This window comes from Bacillus sp. CZDM1 (genome assembly GCF_055502545.1).
In genome coordinates, this window is record NZ_JBUESO010000001.1 from 634843 (window position 1) to 654717 (window position 19875).

A 19875-nucleotide genomic window follows, 5' to 3' on the forward strand; every position below is an offset into this window, starting at 1 on the left:
TATCGATTTATCTTGCTGATTCAATCAACTTTTTCGCGTGTCCTGCTAATAGATGATCTGGCTGAATCTCAAGGGCTTTATCAAACATGGCTAGTGCTTTATCTGCTTTCTCTTTAAATGCATAAGACACACCTAAATTATAATAAGCATCCGTATGTTCAGCATCTAGTTCGATGCATTTTTCGAGTTGGACAATAGCCTCATCAATTAATTCTAGCTGCGCAAGGCATAAACCATATTGGAATCTTGCTTCTGCGTCCTCTTCATTTAGTTCGACACTTCTTTGGAGGTAAGGTAGTGCGAATTTTCCCTGATCAAGCTGCACAAGGGTTAGACCGAGCATGAAATAATTATCGCTGGTATGAAGCCCTTTTTTCATTGCGGTTTCAAACATCTTTTTAGATTGTTCAAATTTGTCGTTACTAAAATATATTGTACCCGCACTATAGTACGCGGCTGCAGTATTTTCATCTAATTGAATAGCCTTTTCGTAAAATTTCAATGCCTTCTCATCATCGCCAACAGCGGAAAGCACATTACCAAAATTTATGTAGGCAATTGGATCTTGCGGGTTTTCTTCGATGACCTCATTAAAAATCTTTGCTGCCTCTTCCCATTTACCTTCTTGCATGTATTGAACACCTAATTGGTTTTTATCCATGTTATTATCACTCCGTTCTAATTTAAGAGTATACCATATTTTTTCTGTATGTTTAGGGATATTCGTGGTGATACCCCTTGTGGTATTTAACTAGCAATTATTGGCTAATAGTACAAAACCCCTTGAAAATAGTCCAAAAGGCATTAAAAAAGGTCCATAACCCTTTGAAAAAAGTCCAAAACACAACAAAAATAGTCCATAACCCCAAAAAAGTCCAAAACCCAAAACCATTCAAAAATTACCTAGTTTTCATCATCAAAAAAACCCGATTCCAGCTGGAATCAGGTTTTTTTTATCCTACATATGTTAAACGTTGTCCATCTTTATAAACTAAATCAATCGTACCGCCGCCTAGACATTCATCACCATTATAAAAGACAACAGCCTGTCCAGGGGTTACCGCACGGATGGGTTCATCAAAAATCACTTTGACTTTATTGTCGTCCAAAAGCTGTACCGTCACTTTACTGTCTTCCTGACGGTACCTGAATTTAGCCGTACATCTAAACTCTGCAGGCTTTTCCCGATTAGATACCCAGTTTACATTATCAGCGGTAATCGAGTCAGAATACAACTTTTCATTATGAAATCCTTGTCCGACGTAAAGGATATTTCTTTTTAAATCTTTGCCAATCGCAAACCATGGTTCACCGGAACCGCCGATTCCTAAACCGTGGCGCTGACCAATGGTATGGTACATTAAACCTTCATGCTTCCCCTTAACCTCTCCATCCATTGTTTCCATGTTACCCGGCTGAGCTGGAAGGTATTGCCCAAGAAACTCTTTAAAGTTACGTTCTCCGATAAAGCAGATTCCCGTGCTATCTTTTTTCGTCGCAGTTGCTAGATTTGCTTCCTTCGCAATTTCACGAACTATTGGCTTATCTAAATTACCTATTGGAAACATCACTTTACTTAGCTGCTCTTGATTCAATTGGTTTAAGAAATACGTTTGGTCCTTATTTTCATCTTTACCGCGGAGCATTTTGTATTCTCCGTCTCGATATTCAACTTGAGCATAATGTCCCGTTGCAAGATAATCAGCACCTAAGTTCACTGCATGCTCAAGGAAGGCCTTGAATTTAATTTCTTTATTACACATAACGTCAGGGTTTGGCGTTCTCCCCGCCTTATATTCTTCTAGGAAATAGGTAAATACCTTATCCCAGTATTGTTTCTCAAAGTTTACTGCGTAATATGGAATACCGATTTGGTTGCAGACACGAATGACATCGTTGTAGTCCTCCGTTGCCGTGCAGAATCCAGTATCGTCGGTATCATCCCAGTTTTTCATAAAGATTCCGATGACATCATAGCCTTGCTGCTTTAACAGCAGTGCTGCGACAGAGGAGTCAACGCCACCCGACATCCCGACCACCACTCGAATATCCTTTGGTTCTCTTTTTTCCATTGTTCTCACCTCTCTTACCTTAAAAACATCACTCATTTATTTTTTCAGACGTGACACAATTCTTGCCGTTTCTTCAGCTGCCTTGATGATTTGCTCTTCTGTTGTGTTAAAGCCAAAGCTGAAACGGATTGAATTAATCAACACATCTGACTCTTTACCAAACATGGCAACCAGGACATGTGAAGGTTCAATGGAACCCGCAGTGCAGGCAGAACCACTTGATACAGCTATCCCAGCTAAATCAAGATTCACCAGCATCGCCTCCACGTTAGTTCCTGGAAAGCTTAAGTTTAATACATGAGGCATGGAAGTTTCAAGCAATCCGTTTATGGAAAACTTTACATGATGCTCAGTCAAGTGTTCTATAAAGGTTTTCTTAAATCCCTGATACTTTTCCCGTTTCACAGAGCGTTCTTGTGCTGCGACTATTGCTGCTTCTTGAAAACCGACAATGGCTGCAACATTCTCCGTACCAGCCCGTCTTTTTCGTTCCTGCTCACCGCCATATGCACGAGGAACCAACTTTACCTTGTCTCGTACAAAAAGAAGCCCCGTTCCCTTCGGACCATTAATCTTATGAGCGGAAACAGATAATAAATCTACATGGAGTTCATCCACATCGATTTCTTCGATCCCATATGCCTGGACTGCATCACTGTGGAGAAATGCTTGATGTGAGTGGAGAAGCTGACCGATTTCCTTAATAGGTTGAATACTGCCAATTTCATTATTTCCATACATGATTGAAACCAATATGGTATCTTCCCTTAATGCATTCTTAAGGTCATCAAGCGAGATAATCCCCGTTTCACCAACCGGCAGATAGGTTACCTCAAAGCCCATTTTTTCTAATCGCTGGCAAGCATGCAGTACTGCATGGTGTTCGATTTGAGTCGTGATAATATGCTTCCCTTTATGCTGATAGCTCTCAGCAACACCAAATAAAGCCATATTATCAGCTTCCGTCCCGCCGCTTGTAAAAATAATCTCATTTTCCTTTGCACCAATACTCTTAGCCAAGGTTTCTCGTGCCAAGTCTATATAATGTCGTGCTTCTCTTCCGAATGAATGAATACTTGATGGATTACCAAAGTTATTGCTCATAACTTCCATCATCTTTTCAATTACCCTTGGGTGCATCGGAGTGGTAGCAGCATGGTCGAGATAGATTCTTTCCATCATTCCACCTTCAATCAATATAATTCTCTATTCTACTTTTAACATTAAATGTAAAACATATAACCGTCTGTCTCTGTATCGTTACTATGACTTGCTAAATCATCAAGGGTAGTATTATCGAGAACAGATTTAATGGCATCACGAATGCGGATCCATAGCTCACGCTGCGCCGGCTCCTCATCCTCGATTCCTTCCACAAGTGTAATGGGTCCTTCAAGTACACGAATGACATCACCTGCGGTAATTTTAGAAGGAACATCAGCAAGAATATAACCACCATAAGCACCGCGGATGCTTTTTACTAATCCTGCATTTCTTAGTGGAGCGATAAGCTGTTCTAGATAATGTTCAGATAATTGGTTCGCTTGAGCAATTGATTTTAGTGAGGTTGGTCCCTCACCTTGATTTTTTGCTAGTTCTATCATTATTGTCAATCCATATCGTCCTTTTGTTGATATTCTCATTTATAGCACCTCTATTTTTTATTCATTATTAAATACACAGTAATTTGATGGGCATTAGCAATTATATCATATTGTACTTTATTATGCTTTTCCACCCCGAAAATGGTAGAGTTAAAGGGAACTCATTTATATAGTTGGAGAGATGGATTATGCAGCAAAAGCCGCTAGCATTTCGAATGCGCCCTAGAACAATTGAAGAAGTCGTTGGACAGCAGCACCTAGTGGCAGACGATAAAATTATTGCCAGAATGGTGAAGGCAAAACAGCTGACATCGATGATTTTATATGGACCGCCAGGGATAGGTAAAACTTCCATAGCCAGTGCGATTGCTGGCAGTACCAAATATGCCTTCCGTACCCTTAACGCTGTCACCAGCAATAAAAAGGACATGGAAATCGTCGCAGCAGAGGCAAAAATGTCCGGAAAAGTCATCCTGCTATTGGATGAAGTCCACAGACTTGATAAAGGAAAACAGGATTTCTTGCTGCCTTTTTTAGAAAATGGCATGATAACACTTATTGGTGCAACTACGAGTAACCCTTATCATGCTATAAACCCTGCGATTCGGAGCAGGTGTCAAATTTTCGAACTCAAACCATTAACCCCAGAAGAAGTAAAACTCGCCTTAATTCGGGCTATTGAGGACGAAGAACGCGGTTTCGGGAAGCTGCAGGTAGATATTACGGAAGAGGCATTAACTCATTTTGCCACTGCATCCAATGGGGATGTCCGCAGTTCCTTAAATGCTCTAGAACTAGCTGTTCTATCAACAGACAAGGATCATAAGGAAACCATCCATATCGATTTAAAAAGTGCAGAAGAATGCATGCAAAAGAAAAGCTATGGCTCGGATAAAGATGGAGATGGGCACTATGATGTTCTTTCTGCTTTCCAGAAATCAATTCGCGGAAGTGATGTAAATGCAGCCTTGCATTACCTTGGAAGACTTATTGAAGCCGGGGACCTGCAGAGTATTAGCAGAAGATTACTTGTAATTGCTTACGAAGATGTTGGTCTAGCCAGTCCACAGGCAGGTGCACGCACATTAGCTGCGATTGAAACTTCGGAGAGAATTGGTTTTCCTGAGGCTAGAATACCCCTGGCCAACGCTGTCATTGAATTATGCTTGTCGCCTAAATCCAATTCAGCTGTGATCGCAATTAGTGAAGCCCTTGCTGATATCCAAAAAGGGAATATTGGGGAAGTGCCAGATCATTTACGTGACGCTCACTATAAAGGAGCAAAAGAGCTGGGAAGAGGAATTGGCTACTTATATCCACATGATTATGAATCTGGCTGGGTTCCGCAGCAATACCTGCCGAACAAATTAAAGAATAAACAATATTATCAACCAAAGAAAACTGGCAAATTTGAGCAGGCACTTGCAATAGTTTATGAAAAACTTATCCGAAAATAGAAAAGCGGAGGCGCCTTGTACAGGGACGACAAGCATAAGACAGGCGCTGACAGAAGGCGTGCTTTTTGCCTTCCGAAGCGACTGACTTATGACTCGAGTCCCTAGGCGCCGCAGCTAGACAAAAAATAACCTCTGGGGGATTCCCAGAGGTTACTTTTTTACGCTGCAACATCTCTCTTATTGAATACATAGAAAGCCAAAAATTTAAAAATCACAAAGTAGATAATAAGCATGATAATCGAGAATGACATTGTCATCCCCTCTAGAAGCGGGGTTCCCTCGATATACTGCATTAGATTGGTATTGGCAAATAGAATGTATTTTGCCCAATCAAACTTCATTGAAATCAGAGCGGTGAATTGACTGCCGGTAAACATTAAAAATAATGATAATCCAATTGCGAGTGAGCTATTTCGGAAGACCGATGAAATCATGAAGGCCATTGTTGTTAGCATAATCATATCGATCGAGCCTAATCCATAGTAAATGATTAAGTAAACGATAATGTGCTGCTGTGTTACTTTTCCATTGAAATAATTCAAATACGGCAATGTTTGTTCTGGGAATCCGAAAAGAATAGCTCCAAGAATGGCTGAAAAACCAAATAAGATTCCTATCATCAACAAAGCAAATAACAATACAGTTAGATATTTCGACAGTAATATTTTACTTCGATTGATCGGCCGGATTAACAGCAGCTTAATCGTTCCCCAATTAAATTCACTTGCAACAATTCCTGCTGATACTACAATCGTAAACAAACCAGCTAATAGAATAAGCTCTGAACTGTCTTTTACAAAGGACCAGACATTATACTTTTCTCTAAAAGGTATATCATGCTCAATCCTATATTCATTTATAGCAATTTGCTTCTTATAGAAATCCTGCTCCATTTTTATTGGACTAGATTCGAGTTGGCTTTTCAATGCTTCATTTTCTTGTTGTAATACTGGTTTCCAATCTTCCGTAACATTAGGTTCTTCTTCAACCAAGTTATACTTCATAAAAACACCAGTGATAGAGACAATCACTACTAATATCCCAATCATCACATAGGTTCCGGGTCTTCTAAAAATCTTCATTAATTCGTTACGAATTAAATTAATCATGAATCACAGCCCCCTTATCTGCCGTCACTTCAAGGAAGCGGTCCTCTAATGTTTTCGAAACTTCTCTAATCCCAAACACTTGAATATCCTCTTCTACGAATGCCTTTACCATTGCAGGCACTTCATTTTTAGCTAATTCAAGGGTAATACCGTCCCGTGAATGAGTTACTGGGATAGTAGGGAAGTTCGTATTCAGAAAGGTTAGTGCTTTTTCACTAGGAATAACCTCAAACTCAAAACTTGCACTAGTCCCGTGTACAAATTCCTGTATCAATTGAACATCAATAAGAGTACCATTTTGAATAATTCCAATTCGGTCACACATCATTTCCATTTCTGAAAGGATATGGCTTGATACGATCACCGCCATATTTCTCTCCCTTGCAAGGCGGCGTATGTAATCACGGATTTCTCTTATACCTGCGGGATCCAGTCCGTTTGTCGGCTCGTCCAAAATCAATACTTTAGGATCATGCAAAAGACATTGAGCCAAACCCAATCGTTGCCGCATACCCAGGGAGTAGGTCTTCACTTTATCGTGGATTCGATCTGATAAGCCCACAAGTTTTACCGTTTCATTAATCTTTTCCTTGGATATCCCTTTTACCATCCGCGCATAATGAATGAGGTTTTGATAGCCGCTTAGAAATTTGTACATTTCCGGATTTTCAACGATGGCGCCGACATGTCTAACCGCATCTTCAAACTTTGATTTGATACTATAACCATCGATTGTGATATCCCCTGAGGTAATGTCCATTAAGCCGACAATCATTCGAATCGTGGTTGTTTTACCCGCACCATTGGGACCAAGAAATCCGAAGACTTCCCCTTTATTCACTTCGAAACTGATATTATCTATTATCGTTCGTCCTTTAATTACTTTGGTAACATCTTTTAATACTACAATTGATTCCAACAGACTTCCCCCTCTCTTTATCAAGTTTAACGTATAATAGATAAATTTAACATTTTTATAAAAAATAGCCCCGACCTTTTTCGATTCGGGGCTTCTTACTATTTTTCGTCAGATACTCTTGTAATTTTGATGCTGGCTAACAACTCTCGAACCACATAGCTTGCCATGATCAATCCGCAAGCAGATGGTACGAAGGCATTTGAGGATGGCGGCATTTGTGCCTTTCGAATCGGAGCATTCTCATTGCCCACCTCTTTTTTGACATCCTCACGAATAACAATCGGGCTTTCATCAGAAAAAACTACTGGAATGCCTTTGTGGATTCTTTCCTTGCGGAGCTTCGTGCGAATTACCTTAGCAATTGGATCTGTGTGTGTTTTTGAAATATCCGCTATTTTGAAACGAGTAGGGTCCATTTTGTTTGCCGCACCCATGCTCGAGATGATTGGAATATTTCTTTTTAAGCATTCTTTCATTAGGTGAATTTTATAAATAATGGTATCTGAAGCGTCAACGACAAAATCCAAACCATGGTTAAAAAATTCTTCATACGTCTCTTCTGTATAAAACATTTTTAATGCGATAACTTCACAATCAGGATTAATATCTTTAATACGCTCCTTCATAAGTTCAGCTTTCTCTTGTCCAATCGTTGATAGCAAGGCGATAAGCTGACGGTTGACATTGGTAATATCAACTGTATCTTTATCAACTAGTATAAGCTTTCCAACTCCAGAACGAGCAAGTGCTTCAGCGGCAAATGAGCCGACACCGCCAATGCCTAGTACAGCAACGGTACTGTTCTTCATGATATCTAGGCCTTCTTTACCAATGGCAAGTTCATTACGAGAAAATTGATGCAGCATGTGGATCCTCCAGAAATTAAATTAGACTTATCTATTATCTTTTACCCTAAAAAAATATAACATACTCCTCTATAAATTCAAGTATTTCTATAGGAATTAAAAAATCATGAAATAAAAATAGCCCCCTGCTTATGCAGGAGACTATTTTTATAAGGGTCCCAATGGTGCCGTCGCGCTTGTTCCTTCTTTTGATCCCGCCACTCTCGCAGGTGGGTGTCTTGTTCCAAGTTTATGTAAGTCCCTTTAACCGTATAGGTTGAGGCTTTTACGCAGCTTGAAGACTTCAGACTCCCGAAGAAATAATGTTGGTCAAAAGTTAGGTAATACAACGAACATTTCAGGACACTTATTTGATTGCCTTTATAATACCATAGATTAAAAAACCATTCAAGGGATTATGAAAGCGTTTTATTTGTTTTTATTGGTAACATTTAGTGACAAATGAAGTTCTTTTAATTGGGCCTCCGAAACCTCACCTGGTGCATCGGTCAACAAGTCGCTGGCGCTTGCCGTTTTTGGAAAAGCAATAGTGTCACGAAGGTTCGTACTGCCTGAAAGCAGCATAACCAAACGGTCCAAACCAAGAGCAATCCCGCCATGTGGAGGAGTACCATATTCGAACGCATTTAACAAGAAACCAAATTGTTCTTGAGCTTCTTCAGGAGTAAATCCAAGTACCTTAAACATTTTCTCCTGAACGGAACGTTCAAAAATACGTAAAGATCCCCCGCCAAGCTCATACCCATTTAATACAAGGTCATAGGCCTGTGCACGCACTCTAGCAGGATCTGTATCTAAGTATGGCAGGTCTTCTCTTACCGGCATCGTGAATGGATGATGGGCTGCATAATACCGACCTTCTTCTTCACCATACTCAAGAAGCGGCCAATCTGTAATCCATAAAAAGTTAAACTTACTTTGGTCGATTAAACCTAGCTCTTTTCCAAGCTTTGTGCGGAGTGCGCCCAAAGCGTCTGCAACCACATTTTTCTTATCAGCTACGAATAGAAGCAAATCTCCCTCATTCGCATTTAATACAGACCTTAGAGCCTTGGAATCCTCATCTGCAAAGAACTTTGCAATTGGACCTTTTAGTCCTTCTGCATCTACCTTCAGCCAAGCAAGACCTTTTGCCCCATAAACTCCCACAAATTCTGTTAGGGCATCAATATCCTTACGGGAATATTTCTCAGCAGCACCCTTCACATTAATGGCTTTTACTTGACCGCCATTTGCAACAGCAGCTGCAAATACTTTAAAGCCTGAATCTTTAACAACCTCGGAAAGGTCAACCAGCTCAAGTCCAAAACGAGTATCTGGTTTATCTGAACCAAAGCGGCCCATCGCTTCATCATAGGTCATCCGAGGAAATGGTGATGGAATTTCAAGTCCTTTTACTTCCTTCATCAGCCCAGTCATCATTTTTTCCATTAAGCCCAAGATATCCTCTTGGCCAAGGAAACTTGTTTCAATATCAATTTGTGTAAACTCTGGCTGACGGTCCGCACGTAAGTCTTCATCACGGAAACAGCGAGCGATTTGGTAATAGCGCTCAATCCCGCCAAGCATTAATAGCTGTTTGAATAACTGTGGTGATTGTGGAAGTGCATAGAACTCACCAGGATGAACACGGCTAGGCACGAGATAATCGCGTGCTCCCTCAGGAGTACTTTTTGTTAAAATGGGTGTTTCAATATCTAAGAATCCTTCAGAGTCAAGGAAGTCTCTAATTTGCTTTGTTACTTGATGACGCATTTTTAATGTTTCAAAAATCACCGGACGACGGAAATCTAAATAGCGGTATTTAAGACGAATATCTTCTGATGCGTCACTTTTATCTGTAATGGAAAACGGAGGTGTTTTCGCTTCGTTAATAATCGTTACCATTTCAGCTTGAACTTCAATTTTGCCAGTTTTTAAATTTGGATTTATCGTTCCATCCTCACGGGCAATTACCGTACCTTGTATATCTAGAACATACTCACTGCGAATCTTTTCCGCAGTTTGCAGTGCTTCTTTCGATAAATCCGGATTGAACACAACCTGGACAATACCTGTACGATCGCGTAAATCGATAAAAATTAATCCTCCTAGGTCCCGGCGTTTTGAGACCCAGCCTTTAAGCGTTACTTTTTCACCAATGGCTGACTCTGGTACATCGCCACAAAAATACGTTCTCCCATACATGAAGATCCTCTCCTCTTATCTCTTAAGTCCTTGAAAATATTCCACAAATCGCGTTAACTCAATTTCTTCTTGCTCTCCTGTAGTCATATTTTTCAGGTTAATTTTATTATTAATTATCTCATCTTCACCGAGGACGGCAACATATTTTGCTTTCAAACGGTCAGCTGCTTTAAATTGTGCTTTGATTTTTCGATTTAAATAATCTCTCTCGGCTGAGACTCCAGCTAGCCTTAACTTCTGTAGAAGCCCTACTGTATAATCCTTCGCTTCTTCACCAAGGGAGGCGATATAACAATCAATACCTTGATTGATTTCAAGCTCTATTCCTTCAGCAGTTAATGCTGCAAGGAAGCGTTCAATACTCATGGCAAAACCAATTCCCGGGGTTTCTGGTCCGCCCATTTCTTCGGCCAATCCGTTATAACGACCGCCGCCGCATAATGTGGTAATGGCTCCAAAGCCCTCGGCGTCACTCATAATTTCAAAAGCAGTGTGATTATAATAATCCAAACCGCGAACCAGGTTCGGATCCACTACAAACGCAATATCTAATTGTGTTAAGTACTTCTGCAGCTTTTCAAAATATGCCTTCGATTCATCATTTAGATAATCAATAATCGACGGTGCCGATTTCATTAATTCATGATTGTGATCCTGTTTGCAATCGAGAATCCGCAAGGGGTTTTTCTCCAGACGATTTTGACAATCGTGGCAAAACTCTCCGATTCTTGGCTGAAAGTGATTGACTAACGCATTGCGGTGAGCGGTTCTGCTCTCCTTATCTCCAAGACTATTGATCACAAGTTTTAGCTTTTTCAAGCCCATTTCCTTATATAAATTCATTGCAAGTGAAATAACTTCCGCATCAATTGCCGGGTCGTTACTGCCTAATGCTTCGATACCAAATTGAACAAACTGACGGAAGCGTCCTGCCTGCGGGCGTTCATATCGAAACATCGGTCCCATATAATAAAGCTTAACGGGCTGATTTGGATACCCAAACATTTTTTTCTCAACAAAAGACCTTACCACTGCGGCTGTTCCTTCTGGTCTTAACGTAAGGCTGCGGCCGCCGCGATCATCAAAAGAGTACATTTCTTTCTGTACAATATCGGTGGTATCGCCAACACCTCTTGCAAATAGATCTGTATGTTCAAAGATTGGAGTCCGGATTTCTTGATATTGATATTTCTCGCAAAGCTCTCTCGCTTTTGCTTCAATCAGCTGCCACTTTTCTACCTCTCCAGGCAGAATATCCTGTGTGCCTCTTGGAATGCTAATAGACATAGCAGATTCCTCCTTAGCGTTTCTAATTTATGTAAAACCCTTATAAAAACAAAAAACTCCCGTCCCTTGTATAAATAAATACAAGGGACGAGAGTTATAATCCCGCGGTGCCACCCTAGTTGAAGGCATAAACTTACTCATGCACTTCCTCTTTTACAGTTAACGCCTGCTCACGTTCTGCTCCTAATAGGGTTGGAATGATTCCAACTAGCATCGGATATATCCGACTCTAGTATCCTTTTTCAGAGAGAAGCCTACGGAGTGTTCCTTCATTAAGAATCATGTAGAAATGCTTTCAGCCCAGGGCATTTCCTCTCTTGTCATGTTTTACCTTAATTACTATGCTCCATCATTGGTTTTCGCCATGTTTATTATTTATTTAATATTACGGAGCATTGAATCCAATGTCAAGAAGGATTTAGGATCTTTCCAAATGTTTTTTCAGCTTTCTAACATCACCGATCGTTAGTCCAAATTCGGATGCAAGCTCAAACGTAGTATTATTGTGTTCTTTTTGAATAAAGTCATGAAAATCCACTCCAAAAAGCCTGCTGTCCATTGATTGGATACTATTTGACTTATCGCTCGATCTCATCCCTCAATCACCTCTTTATCTTCACTATAGTCTCTATTATTTCCAATCATTTTAAAAACTTACATGGTAGACAAGATTTTCGGAAAAAGGCGAAATTTAGCAAATAAGGAATGATTTTCACTCTGTTTTACGATAAAATTATAGATATTGTGAAGGGAGAGAGAGGATGATAAAGAGATTTATACTAGTGTTAGTAAGTTTCACGTTAGTTTTTGCTGTATTCCTCCCGCAGGATATAGCTGTGGCAGCAAACGGTACAGTTACCATTGCTGAGAGTACGGTTAACATCCGTAATGGACCCGGCTTAAGCTACCAGCTTGTGAAGCAAGTAGAAAAGGGCGAAAAATTTACGATAATTAAAGAAAAAGATGATTGGATCCAAATTCAGCTTTCTACTGCGAAAACAGGCTGGGTTGCCAACTGGGTAGTAACTAAATCCTCAGATGGAACTAGCACTAGCAGTTCTAGTAATTCAAAAAAAGGGAGTGCTGAGGCCAATACCAATCAATTACGCGTGCGTTCCGGCCCTGGAACTAGCTTCCGTATCATAGGTTATTTAAATAAAGGACAAGCAGTCAGTGTTCTTGATGAGAATGAAAACTGGTTAAAAATCTCTGCATCATTTGGAGAAGGCTGGGTTGCAAGAGAATACATCGATTTAAAAGGTAATAGCACTAATTCTAAAGAAAATAATAATAATAATAAAGCCATCGATAAAGGTATTGTTACGGATACATTGAATATTCGAATAGAGCCCTCTACCAAAGGAAATGTTATTGGCAAACTATCAAAGGGGACTACGGTAAGTATTTACTCAAAAAAGAATAATTGGCTGGAAATTAAGTACGATGGCCAAAGTGCATGGTTAAGTAGTGATTTTGTTCAAATTGGTGAGCAAAGTCAGCCCTCTAAACCTACTGGAATGATTGGGACGGTAACGGCCAGCTCTCTTAGTGTCCGTGACGATTCTTCTCTAAATTCGAAGATTGTTGGCTCCGTTTCTAAAGGACAAGAGTTTGCCATTCTAGATGAGGTAAATAATTGGGTCAAAATCGAATACAAGTCAGGAAAAACAGGCTGGGCGGCAGGCTGGTATTTTAATAAGGATAAAGCAAAATCGAGCCAAATTGCCAAAGATAGTAAAGTAACAATCCTACATAATGGCACCAATATTAGAAAGGATCCTACCGTTCAATCAACCGTTCTACAACGAGCAGATGAAGGAGATTCCTTTCACATAGTAAGTGTCGAAAATGATTGGTATGAAATTAAATTGTCGAATGGTCAGAATGGATATATAGCTGGCTGGGTTGTAACTACCAATGGCACAGGTCCTAATATTGATAAACAGGGGGCCGAAGGTTATCTAAAATACAAAACCATCGTTATTGACCCCGGGCACGGCGGGATTGACAATGGGGCGACAGGATCGAATGGCACACTTGAAAAAGAATTAACACTAAGGACTGCCCAACTTTTATCTGATAAGTTAAAAGCGGCTGGCGCAAATGTCTTTCTGACAAGAAGCAACGATTCGTATCTTCCGCTGCCATCAAGGGTAAGACTCGCGAGTATCCATCAGGCGGATGCCTTTCTCAGCTTACATTATGATAGTAACCTAGACCGAAGCGTCCGGGGGATGACAGGCTACTACTATCATTCCTATCAAAAGAAACTCGCAGAATATGTTTATAACTCAACCAATGCGGAGACAAGATTAAAAAGCCGCGGGGTCCGCTCGGGTGATTATCATGTCGTTCGTGAAAATCAAAGACATGCAGTCCTTATGGAGCTGGGTTACCTAAGTAATTCAGCAGAGGAAATGACGCTTACCTCAGGTCAATTCCAAGAAAGTGCATCCACCGGTATCTATAATGGATTGGCAAGATATTTCAAGGAACAATAAAAAAAATGCTTGGCAGCTATTAAAGTGCCAAGCATTTTTTAACCTTTACTCTCAACAATTAGTGTAACAGGCCCATCATTAATCAATTCAACATCCATCATCGCTCCAAAGATCCCGGTTTCAACCTTGATACCTTTTTCACGTAATAAACCATTGAATACTTCATAGAGCTGATTTGCCTGTTCCGGTCTTGCTGCTTCCATGAAATTCGGTCTTCTTCCTTTACGGCAATCACCATATAAAGTGAATTGAGATACAGAAAGGATCTCGCCGCCGACCTCTAATAAAGATAAATTCATCTTTCCAGCATCATCTTCAAAAATCCGTAGATTTACGATTTTTTCCGCTAAGAAAGCAGCATCCTCTTCTTTATCTTGATGTGTCACACCTACAAGGAGGACTAGTCCTTTAGAAATCTGACCTGTAATCTCTCCGTTTACAGTTACCTTAGCATTTTTACTGCGCTGTACAACTACTCGCATTTCATATACTCCTTAATTCATAATCCGGCGAACGGAATAGATATCTGGTATCTGTTTGATTCGATCTACGACCTTTTGCAAATGGCTGACATTATGAATGGCAATAGACATAATAATTGTCGCCATTTTATTGCGGTCTGATCGGCCAGAAACAGCTGAAATATTGGTTTTTGTCTCGTTTACCGCCTGCAGAACCTCATTCAATAGACCACGGCGGTCATAACCACTAATTTCAATATCAACATTATACTCTTTCCGGTCATTTAAGGAGGACTCCCACTCAACAGGTATTAATCTGGTTTGCGCATCATTAGAGTCAATATTTGTACAATCTGCACGATGAACAGAAACACCGCGGCCCTTGGTAATAAAGCCGACAATTTCGTCACCTGGAACAGGATTGCAGCATCTTGATAAGCGGATTAACATATTATCGATTCCAGCAACACGAACACCAGATTCCCTCTTTTTCGTTGAAGGGAAAGCCTTCATATCTGAAATCGCATTTGTAATGGTTGCTGATTGCTCCTGATCCCGCTTTTTCCGCCATTTTTCAGTTAATCGATTAGCCACCTGCAATGCGGTTACACCATTATAGCCGACTGCCGCATACATATCGTCATCATTGGCAAAGTTAAACTTTTCTGCTACCTTCTTCAAATTATCGGCAGTTAAGATTTCTTTTAAATCAAATTCCATCGAGCGAATTTCTTTTTCTACAAGTTCTCTTCCTTTAATAACATTTTCATCCCGGCGCTGCTTCTTAAAAAAGGCACGTATTTTGTTCTTGGCTTGAGAAGTTTGCGCGAGCTTTAACCAGTCTTGGCTTGGTCCATAAGAATGCTTAGAGGTAAGAATTTCGATAATGTCACCTGTCTTAAGCCGATAATCCAGCGTAACCATTTTACCGTTTACTTTTGCCCCAATCGTCTTATTTCCAATTTCAGAGTGAATTCGATAAGCAAAATCAATCGGAACAGAACCAGACGGTAATTCAATTACATCACCTTTTGGAGTAAACACAAACACCATATCGGAGAATAAATCAATTTTTAGCGACTCCATAAATTCTTCTGCATTAGCTGTATCATTTTGGAATTCTAGGATTTCTCTAAACCAAGTCAGCTTTTGCTCATAAGAAGTGGTATCACTAAGTGCCTTCCCCTCTTTATACGCCCAGTGGGCCGCAATACCAAATTCAGCAATCCTGTGCATTTCAGACGTCCGAATTTGAACCTCAAGCGGGTCACCCTTAGGGCCAATGACCGTTGTATGAAGAGATTGATACATATTTGGCTTCGGCATTGCAATATAGTCCTTAAATCGTCCAGGCATAGGCTTCCAGCACGTATGAATGATACCAAGTACGGCATAGCAGTCCTTAATACTATTGACAACAATTCGTACAGCCAGCAAATCGTATATCTCACTAAATTGTTTATTCTGCTGGACCATTTTACGATAAATGCTATAAATATGTTTTGGTCTGCCAGAAAGCTCCGCATTAATGGACACTTCTTTCATTCTGCTGCGAACCTCATCCATAACATCGACTAAGTATTGCTCTCGTTCCGCACGTTTCTTCTTCATCAAGTTAACAATACGGTAATATTGCTGTGGATTTAAATATCTTAAAGCAGTATCTTCCAACTCCCACTTAATCTTTGAAATACCAAGACGATGGGCCAAAGGTGCAAAGATTTCAAGTGTTTCATTTGAAATCCGGCGCTGCTTCTCAACGGGAAGGTGCTTAAGCGTCCTCATATTATGCAAACGATCAGCAAGCTTTATCAAAATAACGCGGATATCCTGAGCCATGGCCACAAACATTTTCCTGTGGTTTTCGGCCTGCTGTTCCTCGTGTGATTTATATTTAATTTTTCCTAATTTCGTAACCCCGTCGACAAGCATGGCCACTTCGTCATTAAATTCAGTCTCGATGTCCATTAAGGTGACATCTGTGTCTTCAACAACGTCATGAAGAAAACCAGCGGCAACCGTTGCAGGATCCATCTCTAGGTCCGCAAGAATACCAGCAACCTGAATGGGATGGATAATGTAAGGCTCTCCCGACTTTCTATATTGTTCACGATGAGAATGTTTTGCGAATTCGTACGCTCTTTTTACAAATTCACAATGCTCCTCGTTTAAATAGACCCTGGTCTTGTCGATGACTTGTTCGGCGGTTAGCACTTGGTCGTTCGCCATAAAATCACCTTATTTTTCATCTTATATTTTTATTATTAAATGTATTACTCTCTAGACTAGTTACTAATGAATGTTACTATTATCGAAAAAAATAGTACAGTTGTAAAGGGTTTGATACCTATTTTACTGTATTTTGCGAAAAAAGTGTCGAAATATAATAAAAAAATAGTTCTCCTCTTATAACAAGAGAGCACTCAGTTACGAGTGCCCTCATTACTATTAATAATTCATCAATGTCATGATGTCATAGCCTTCAAGCTTCTTACGGCCTTCGAGGTAGGATAATTCTACAAGAAAAGCAATTCCAGCAACCACACCGCCAAGCTGTTCAACCAATTGAATGGTCGCATCAATCGTTCCACCTGTTGCTAAAAGATCATCCGTAATCAGAACACGCTGGCCTGGCTGAATCGCGTCCTTATGAATGGTTAGAACATCACTTCCGTATTCCAATCCATAGCTGACTTTCACTGTATCACGAGGAAGTTTACCTTCCTTACGAACAGGTGCAAAGCCAATACCCAGAGCATAGGATACAGGACAGCCAATAATAAACCCTCTAGCCTCTGGACCAACGATTAAATCAATTTGTTTGTCTTTCGCATATTCAACAATTTGGTCAGTAGCGTACTTATATGCTTCTCCATTGTTCATTAATGGAGTGATATCCTTGAATGTAATTCCTGGTTTCGGGTAATCCGGTACGATTGCGATAAATTGCTTTAAGTCCATTACTTAACTGCCTCCTCAATTATAACTGATTCCTCAATAACCTCGTCAAACCAGCTTTTCAATTGCTGAAAGGATGAAAATAATAAATCTCTTTCAAGTGCATATTGAGACTGTTTCGTTTGGTAGGTAATCGAGTCAGTTAGGTCACGCTTTTGTGATTGTTTATTCAAAGTAATAAATCCATTGTTTATTGTAACAAAATCTAGTTCAGAAAACACCTTTGACATAAAGGTTATCGTTTCTGTCGACCAGCCCCGGTGCTTGGCAATTTCATCTCCATGCCGACCTAAATCAATCGGACCTTTCTTTAAAAGCAAAGCATAAAACCATTTAAAATGGTCTCTTGTTGGCAGAGTACTAAAGAAATCACTCGATTCTTTATGAAAATAGGCATAAATCCGAGCAGGCTGTTTGCCATTAAATAAGTGACAAAGTATGTCCTTTGATGGCGGCAGGTCAACGAGAACTACATTAGCTTGATGAGAATCAAAGGCTTTCGCATCGGTTTCATTTTGAATCAGTATTGCTTCACTTGTTAGAGCTGAATCCATTTTATCAAGCTGTTCTTTGTTAAAAATAATAAATGTCCGCTTTTCCTTAGGGATGGTATTCACCATCGAGTGAATCCGTTTGACCCCGCGATGATCGAATAATTGCCATGATTCAACGGCAACATCATGGATAAAAATTTGTGGTTTACGGATATTATTCCACTCATTGATGGCTAATTCGCCAATAATCGAAATTTTTGAGGCTGGTGAAATATGGTCAGCCAGCTGGCCGAGCCCAAACCCAATCCCATCTAAGTTAGCACCATTATCATTTACCATTACCTTCAAATGATTTTGTTCAGAACCAATCTTTCTCATCGTGGATACTTGGATATTATTGATTAAAACCTTCGGCTTCGGGTTGTCCATTCCAAATGGAGCAAGAAGATTTAATTCATCTAATGAGGATAAGCTAATTTCTTCCACATTTATTTGATGGTCGAGTAACGTAATTGGAACAAAATCTTCTTTTGTCAACTGCTCATCAGCCAAAAGATTTAATCTTTGACGAAGATTTGAAACATCTTCTAGCTTTAGCGTCATTCCAGCAGCCATAGGATGTCCGCCAAAATGTGGAAGAATATCACGGCATGTTGATAAATTTTTAAATAAATCAAATCCTGCAATACTTCGAGCTGAACCCTTTGCCAAGCCTTTTTCAGGGTCAAAACTAAGGACAATTGTCGGGCGGTAAAACTTTTCAACTAATCTAGAAGCTACGATGCCAATCACACCAGCATTCCAGCCTTCTTTACCAATTACAAGTACTGAATTCGAATCAATCGGATAGTTTCTTTCAACCTCTTCAATCGCTTCAAGTGTAATCGAATTGACAATTGACTGCCTTGTTTTATTTAATTCGTCCATTTCTTGAGCTAGAGCTTCCGCTTCAAAAGGGTCCTCTGTAAGCAAAAGGTCAACAGCCATGTCTGCATTTTCTAATCTGCCTACAGCATTAATTCTTGGCGCTAGCGTAAAGCCAATCGTTTCTTCATTAATGTTTTGTTGGTCTACACCTGCTACTTTTAAAATAGCTTTCAGACCTTTATTTTTTGTGATTTTAAGTTTTTCTAAACCTTTTTTGGCAATGAGACGATTTTCGTCTTTTAATGAAACCAAATCTGCGATAGTACCAATAACAGCAATTTCGAGCAAATGCTCTGGAAGTTCCCCATATAGGGCATGAGCTAATTTAAAGGCCACACCTACCCCAGCAAGTTCGCGAAAAGGATAAATACTATCTGGAAGTTTAGGATGAATAATCGCCAATGCTTCCGGTAAAACGGGACCAGGCTCATGGTGATCCGTGATAATTAAGTCGACAGCAAGTTCCTTCGCAATACCGGCTTCGTGTATAGCAGAAATACCTGTATCTACAGTAATAATTAACTTTATTCCAGATTCAGCTGCACTCCTAAAGGCTGGTTCATTCGGACCATATCCTTCCGTAAAACGATTGGGAATATAAAATTGGACATTAGCCCCCAGATCCTTAAGCGTAAGCATTAATACAGTTGTACTGCTCACACCATCCGCATCGTAATCTCCAAATATTAATATAGGTTCTTGATTTTCTATTGCCTGCCGAATTCTGTTAACGGCTGTATCCATGCCTTTTAATAGATAGGGGTCATGAAATTGCTCTTTTCCATATAAAAAATACCGTGCAGAATCAACGGTATTGATTCCGCGGTTGATAAGCAGCGACGCAACAAGTGGCGTAATTTTCAATTCGTTTTCGAGAGTTTTTACTAGTTGTTGATCAGATTTCCGAACAATCCATCTAGTTTTTGACTTTAACATGCGTTCACCCCTCAGACTTATCTATTATACAGGAGTAAACATGTCCTTTCAATGTTAAATCTAGAATAGAAAAAACCGCAGAATGTCTGCGGTTTTA

At 40.0% G+C, this 19875-nt stretch carries 16 protein-coding genes, 1 other RNA gene and 1 other annotated feature; of the genes, 2 read left to right on the top strand and 15 right to left on the bottom strand.

Going from position 1 to position 19875, the window contains the following annotated elements:
- Positions 1-7: 7 nt before the first annotated feature.
- The 4 genes from ACY3XC_RS03430 to cymR all read right to left on the bottom strand — a co-directional run bounded on the left by ACY3XC_RS03430 (position 8) and on the right by cymR (position 3715).
- Positions 8-661, bottom strand: coding sequence for a tetratricopeptide repeat protein (locus tag ACY3XC_RS03430; protein WP_464867263.1), 654 nt, complete (start codon positions 659-661; stop codon positions 8-10).
- A 292-nt stretch (positions 662-953) separates the two neighbouring features.
- Positions 954-2072, bottom strand: coding sequence for a tRNA 2-thiouridine(34) synthase MnmA (mnmA, locus tag ACY3XC_RS03435; protein ID WP_464867264.1), 1119 nt, complete (start codon positions 2070-2072; stop codon positions 954-956).
- A gap of 36 nt (positions 2073-2108) precedes the next feature.
- A complete protein-coding gene (locus ACY3XC_RS03440) occupies positions 2109-3251 on the bottom strand; it encodes a cysteine desulfurase family protein (RefSeq protein ID WP_464867265.1) in 1143 nt (380 codons plus the stop codon).
- A gap of 44 nt (positions 3252-3295) precedes the next feature.
- Positions 3296-3715, bottom strand: a complete 420-nt coding sequence (gene cymR, locus ACY3XC_RS03445) for a cysteine metabolism transcriptional regulator CymR (protein WP_179157227.1) — start codon at positions 3713-3715, stop codon at positions 3296-3298.
- 149 nt (positions 3716-3864) lie between these two features.
- Here cymR and ACY3XC_RS03450 point away from each other — a divergent pair, with 149 nt between their 5' ends.
- Complete coding sequence (locus tag ACY3XC_RS03450; protein ID WP_464867266.1) at positions 3865-5133, top strand: replication-associated recombination protein A; 1269 nt, start codon at positions 3865-3867, stop codon at positions 5131-5133.
- 158 nt (positions 5134-5291) lie between these two features.
- Here the strand turns inward: ACY3XC_RS03450 and ACY3XC_RS03455 are convergent, their stop codons facing one another.
- The 7 genes from ACY3XC_RS03455 to ACY3XC_RS03485 form a co-directional block, all read right to left on the bottom strand.
- The gene (locus ACY3XC_RS03455) at positions 5292-6242 is read right to left on the bottom strand and encodes an ABC transporter permease (RefSeq protein ID WP_464867267.1); all 951 of its coding nucleotides are present in this window, start codon (positions 6240-6242) and stop codon (positions 5292-5294) included.
- Positions 6235-7161, bottom strand: coding sequence for an ABC transporter ATP-binding protein (locus ACY3XC_RS03460; RefSeq protein WP_464867268.1), 927 nt, complete (start codon positions 7159-7161; stop codon positions 6235-6237). The genes ACY3XC_RS03455 and ACY3XC_RS03460 overlap by 8 nt, the downstream gene beginning before the upstream one ends.
- Before the next feature lie 98 nt (positions 7162-7259).
- Complete coding sequence (locus ACY3XC_RS03465) at positions 7260-8027, bottom strand: tRNA threonylcarbamoyladenosine dehydratase (protein WP_464867269.1); 768 nt, start codon at positions 8025-8027, stop codon at positions 7260-7262.
- A gap of 151 nt (positions 8028-8178) precedes the next feature.
- A non-coding RNA gene (gene ssrS / locus ACY3XC_RS03470) (6S RNA) lies at positions 8179-8374 on the bottom strand.
- Positions 8375-8435: 61 nt separating this feature from the next.
- Positions 8436-10214 carry an aspartate--tRNA ligase gene (gene aspS, locus ACY3XC_RS03475; protein ID WP_464867270.1) on the bottom strand — a complete coding sequence of 593 codons (1779 nt, stop codon included), beginning with the start codon at positions 10212-10214 and terminating at the stop codon, positions 8436-8438.
- A 15-nt stretch (positions 10215-10229) separates the two neighbouring features.
- A complete protein-coding gene (gene hisS / locus ACY3XC_RS03480; RefSeq protein ID WP_464867271.1) occupies positions 10230-11501 on the bottom strand; it encodes a histidine--tRNA ligase in 1272 nt (423 codons plus the stop codon).
- 80 nt (positions 11502-11581) lie between these two features.
- Positions 11582-11863, bottom strand: a binding site (T-box leader).
- Positions 11864-11919: 56 nt separating this feature from the next.
- Positions 11920-12096 carry a hypothetical protein gene (locus tag ACY3XC_RS03485; RefSeq protein WP_179157234.1) on the bottom strand — a complete coding sequence of 59 codons (177 nt, stop codon included), beginning with the start codon at positions 12094-12096 and terminating at the stop codon, positions 11920-11922.
- A gap of 166 nt (positions 12097-12262) precedes the next feature.
- Between ACY3XC_RS03485 and ACY3XC_RS03490 the strand changes: the two genes are divergently transcribed.
- Positions 12263-14002, top strand: a complete 1740-nt coding sequence (locus ACY3XC_RS03490; RefSeq protein ID WP_464867272.1) for an SH3 domain-containing protein — start codon at positions 12263-12265, stop codon at positions 14000-14002.
- Positions 14003-14040: 38 nt separating this feature from the next.
- Here the strand turns inward: ACY3XC_RS03490 and dtd are convergent, their stop codons facing one another.
- The 4 genes from dtd to recJ form a co-directional block, all read right to left on the bottom strand.
- Positions 14041-14484, bottom strand: coding sequence for a D-aminoacyl-tRNA deacylase (gene dtd / locus ACY3XC_RS03495; RefSeq protein ID WP_464867273.1), 444 nt, complete (start codon positions 14482-14484; stop codon positions 14041-14043).
- A gap of 12 nt (positions 14485-14496) precedes the next feature.
- Positions 14497-16692, bottom strand: coding sequence for a RelA/SpoT family protein (locus ACY3XC_RS03500; RefSeq protein ID WP_179157237.1), 2196 nt, complete (start codon positions 16690-16692; stop codon positions 14497-14499).
- Between the two features lie 219 nt (positions 16693-16911).
- Positions 16912-17424 (bottom strand): adenine phosphoribosyltransferase, encoded by a 513-nt coding sequence (locus tag ACY3XC_RS03505; protein WP_464867274.1) that lies wholly within the window; start codon positions 17422-17424, stop codon positions 16912-16914.
- Entirely contained in the window at positions 17424-19778 is a 2355-nt protein-coding gene (gene recJ, locus ACY3XC_RS03510; RefSeq protein WP_464867275.1) for a single-stranded-DNA-specific exonuclease RecJ, read from the bottom strand. The genes ACY3XC_RS03505 and recJ overlap by 1 nt, the downstream gene beginning before the upstream one ends.
- Between the last annotated feature and the right edge of the window lie 97 nt (positions 19779-19875).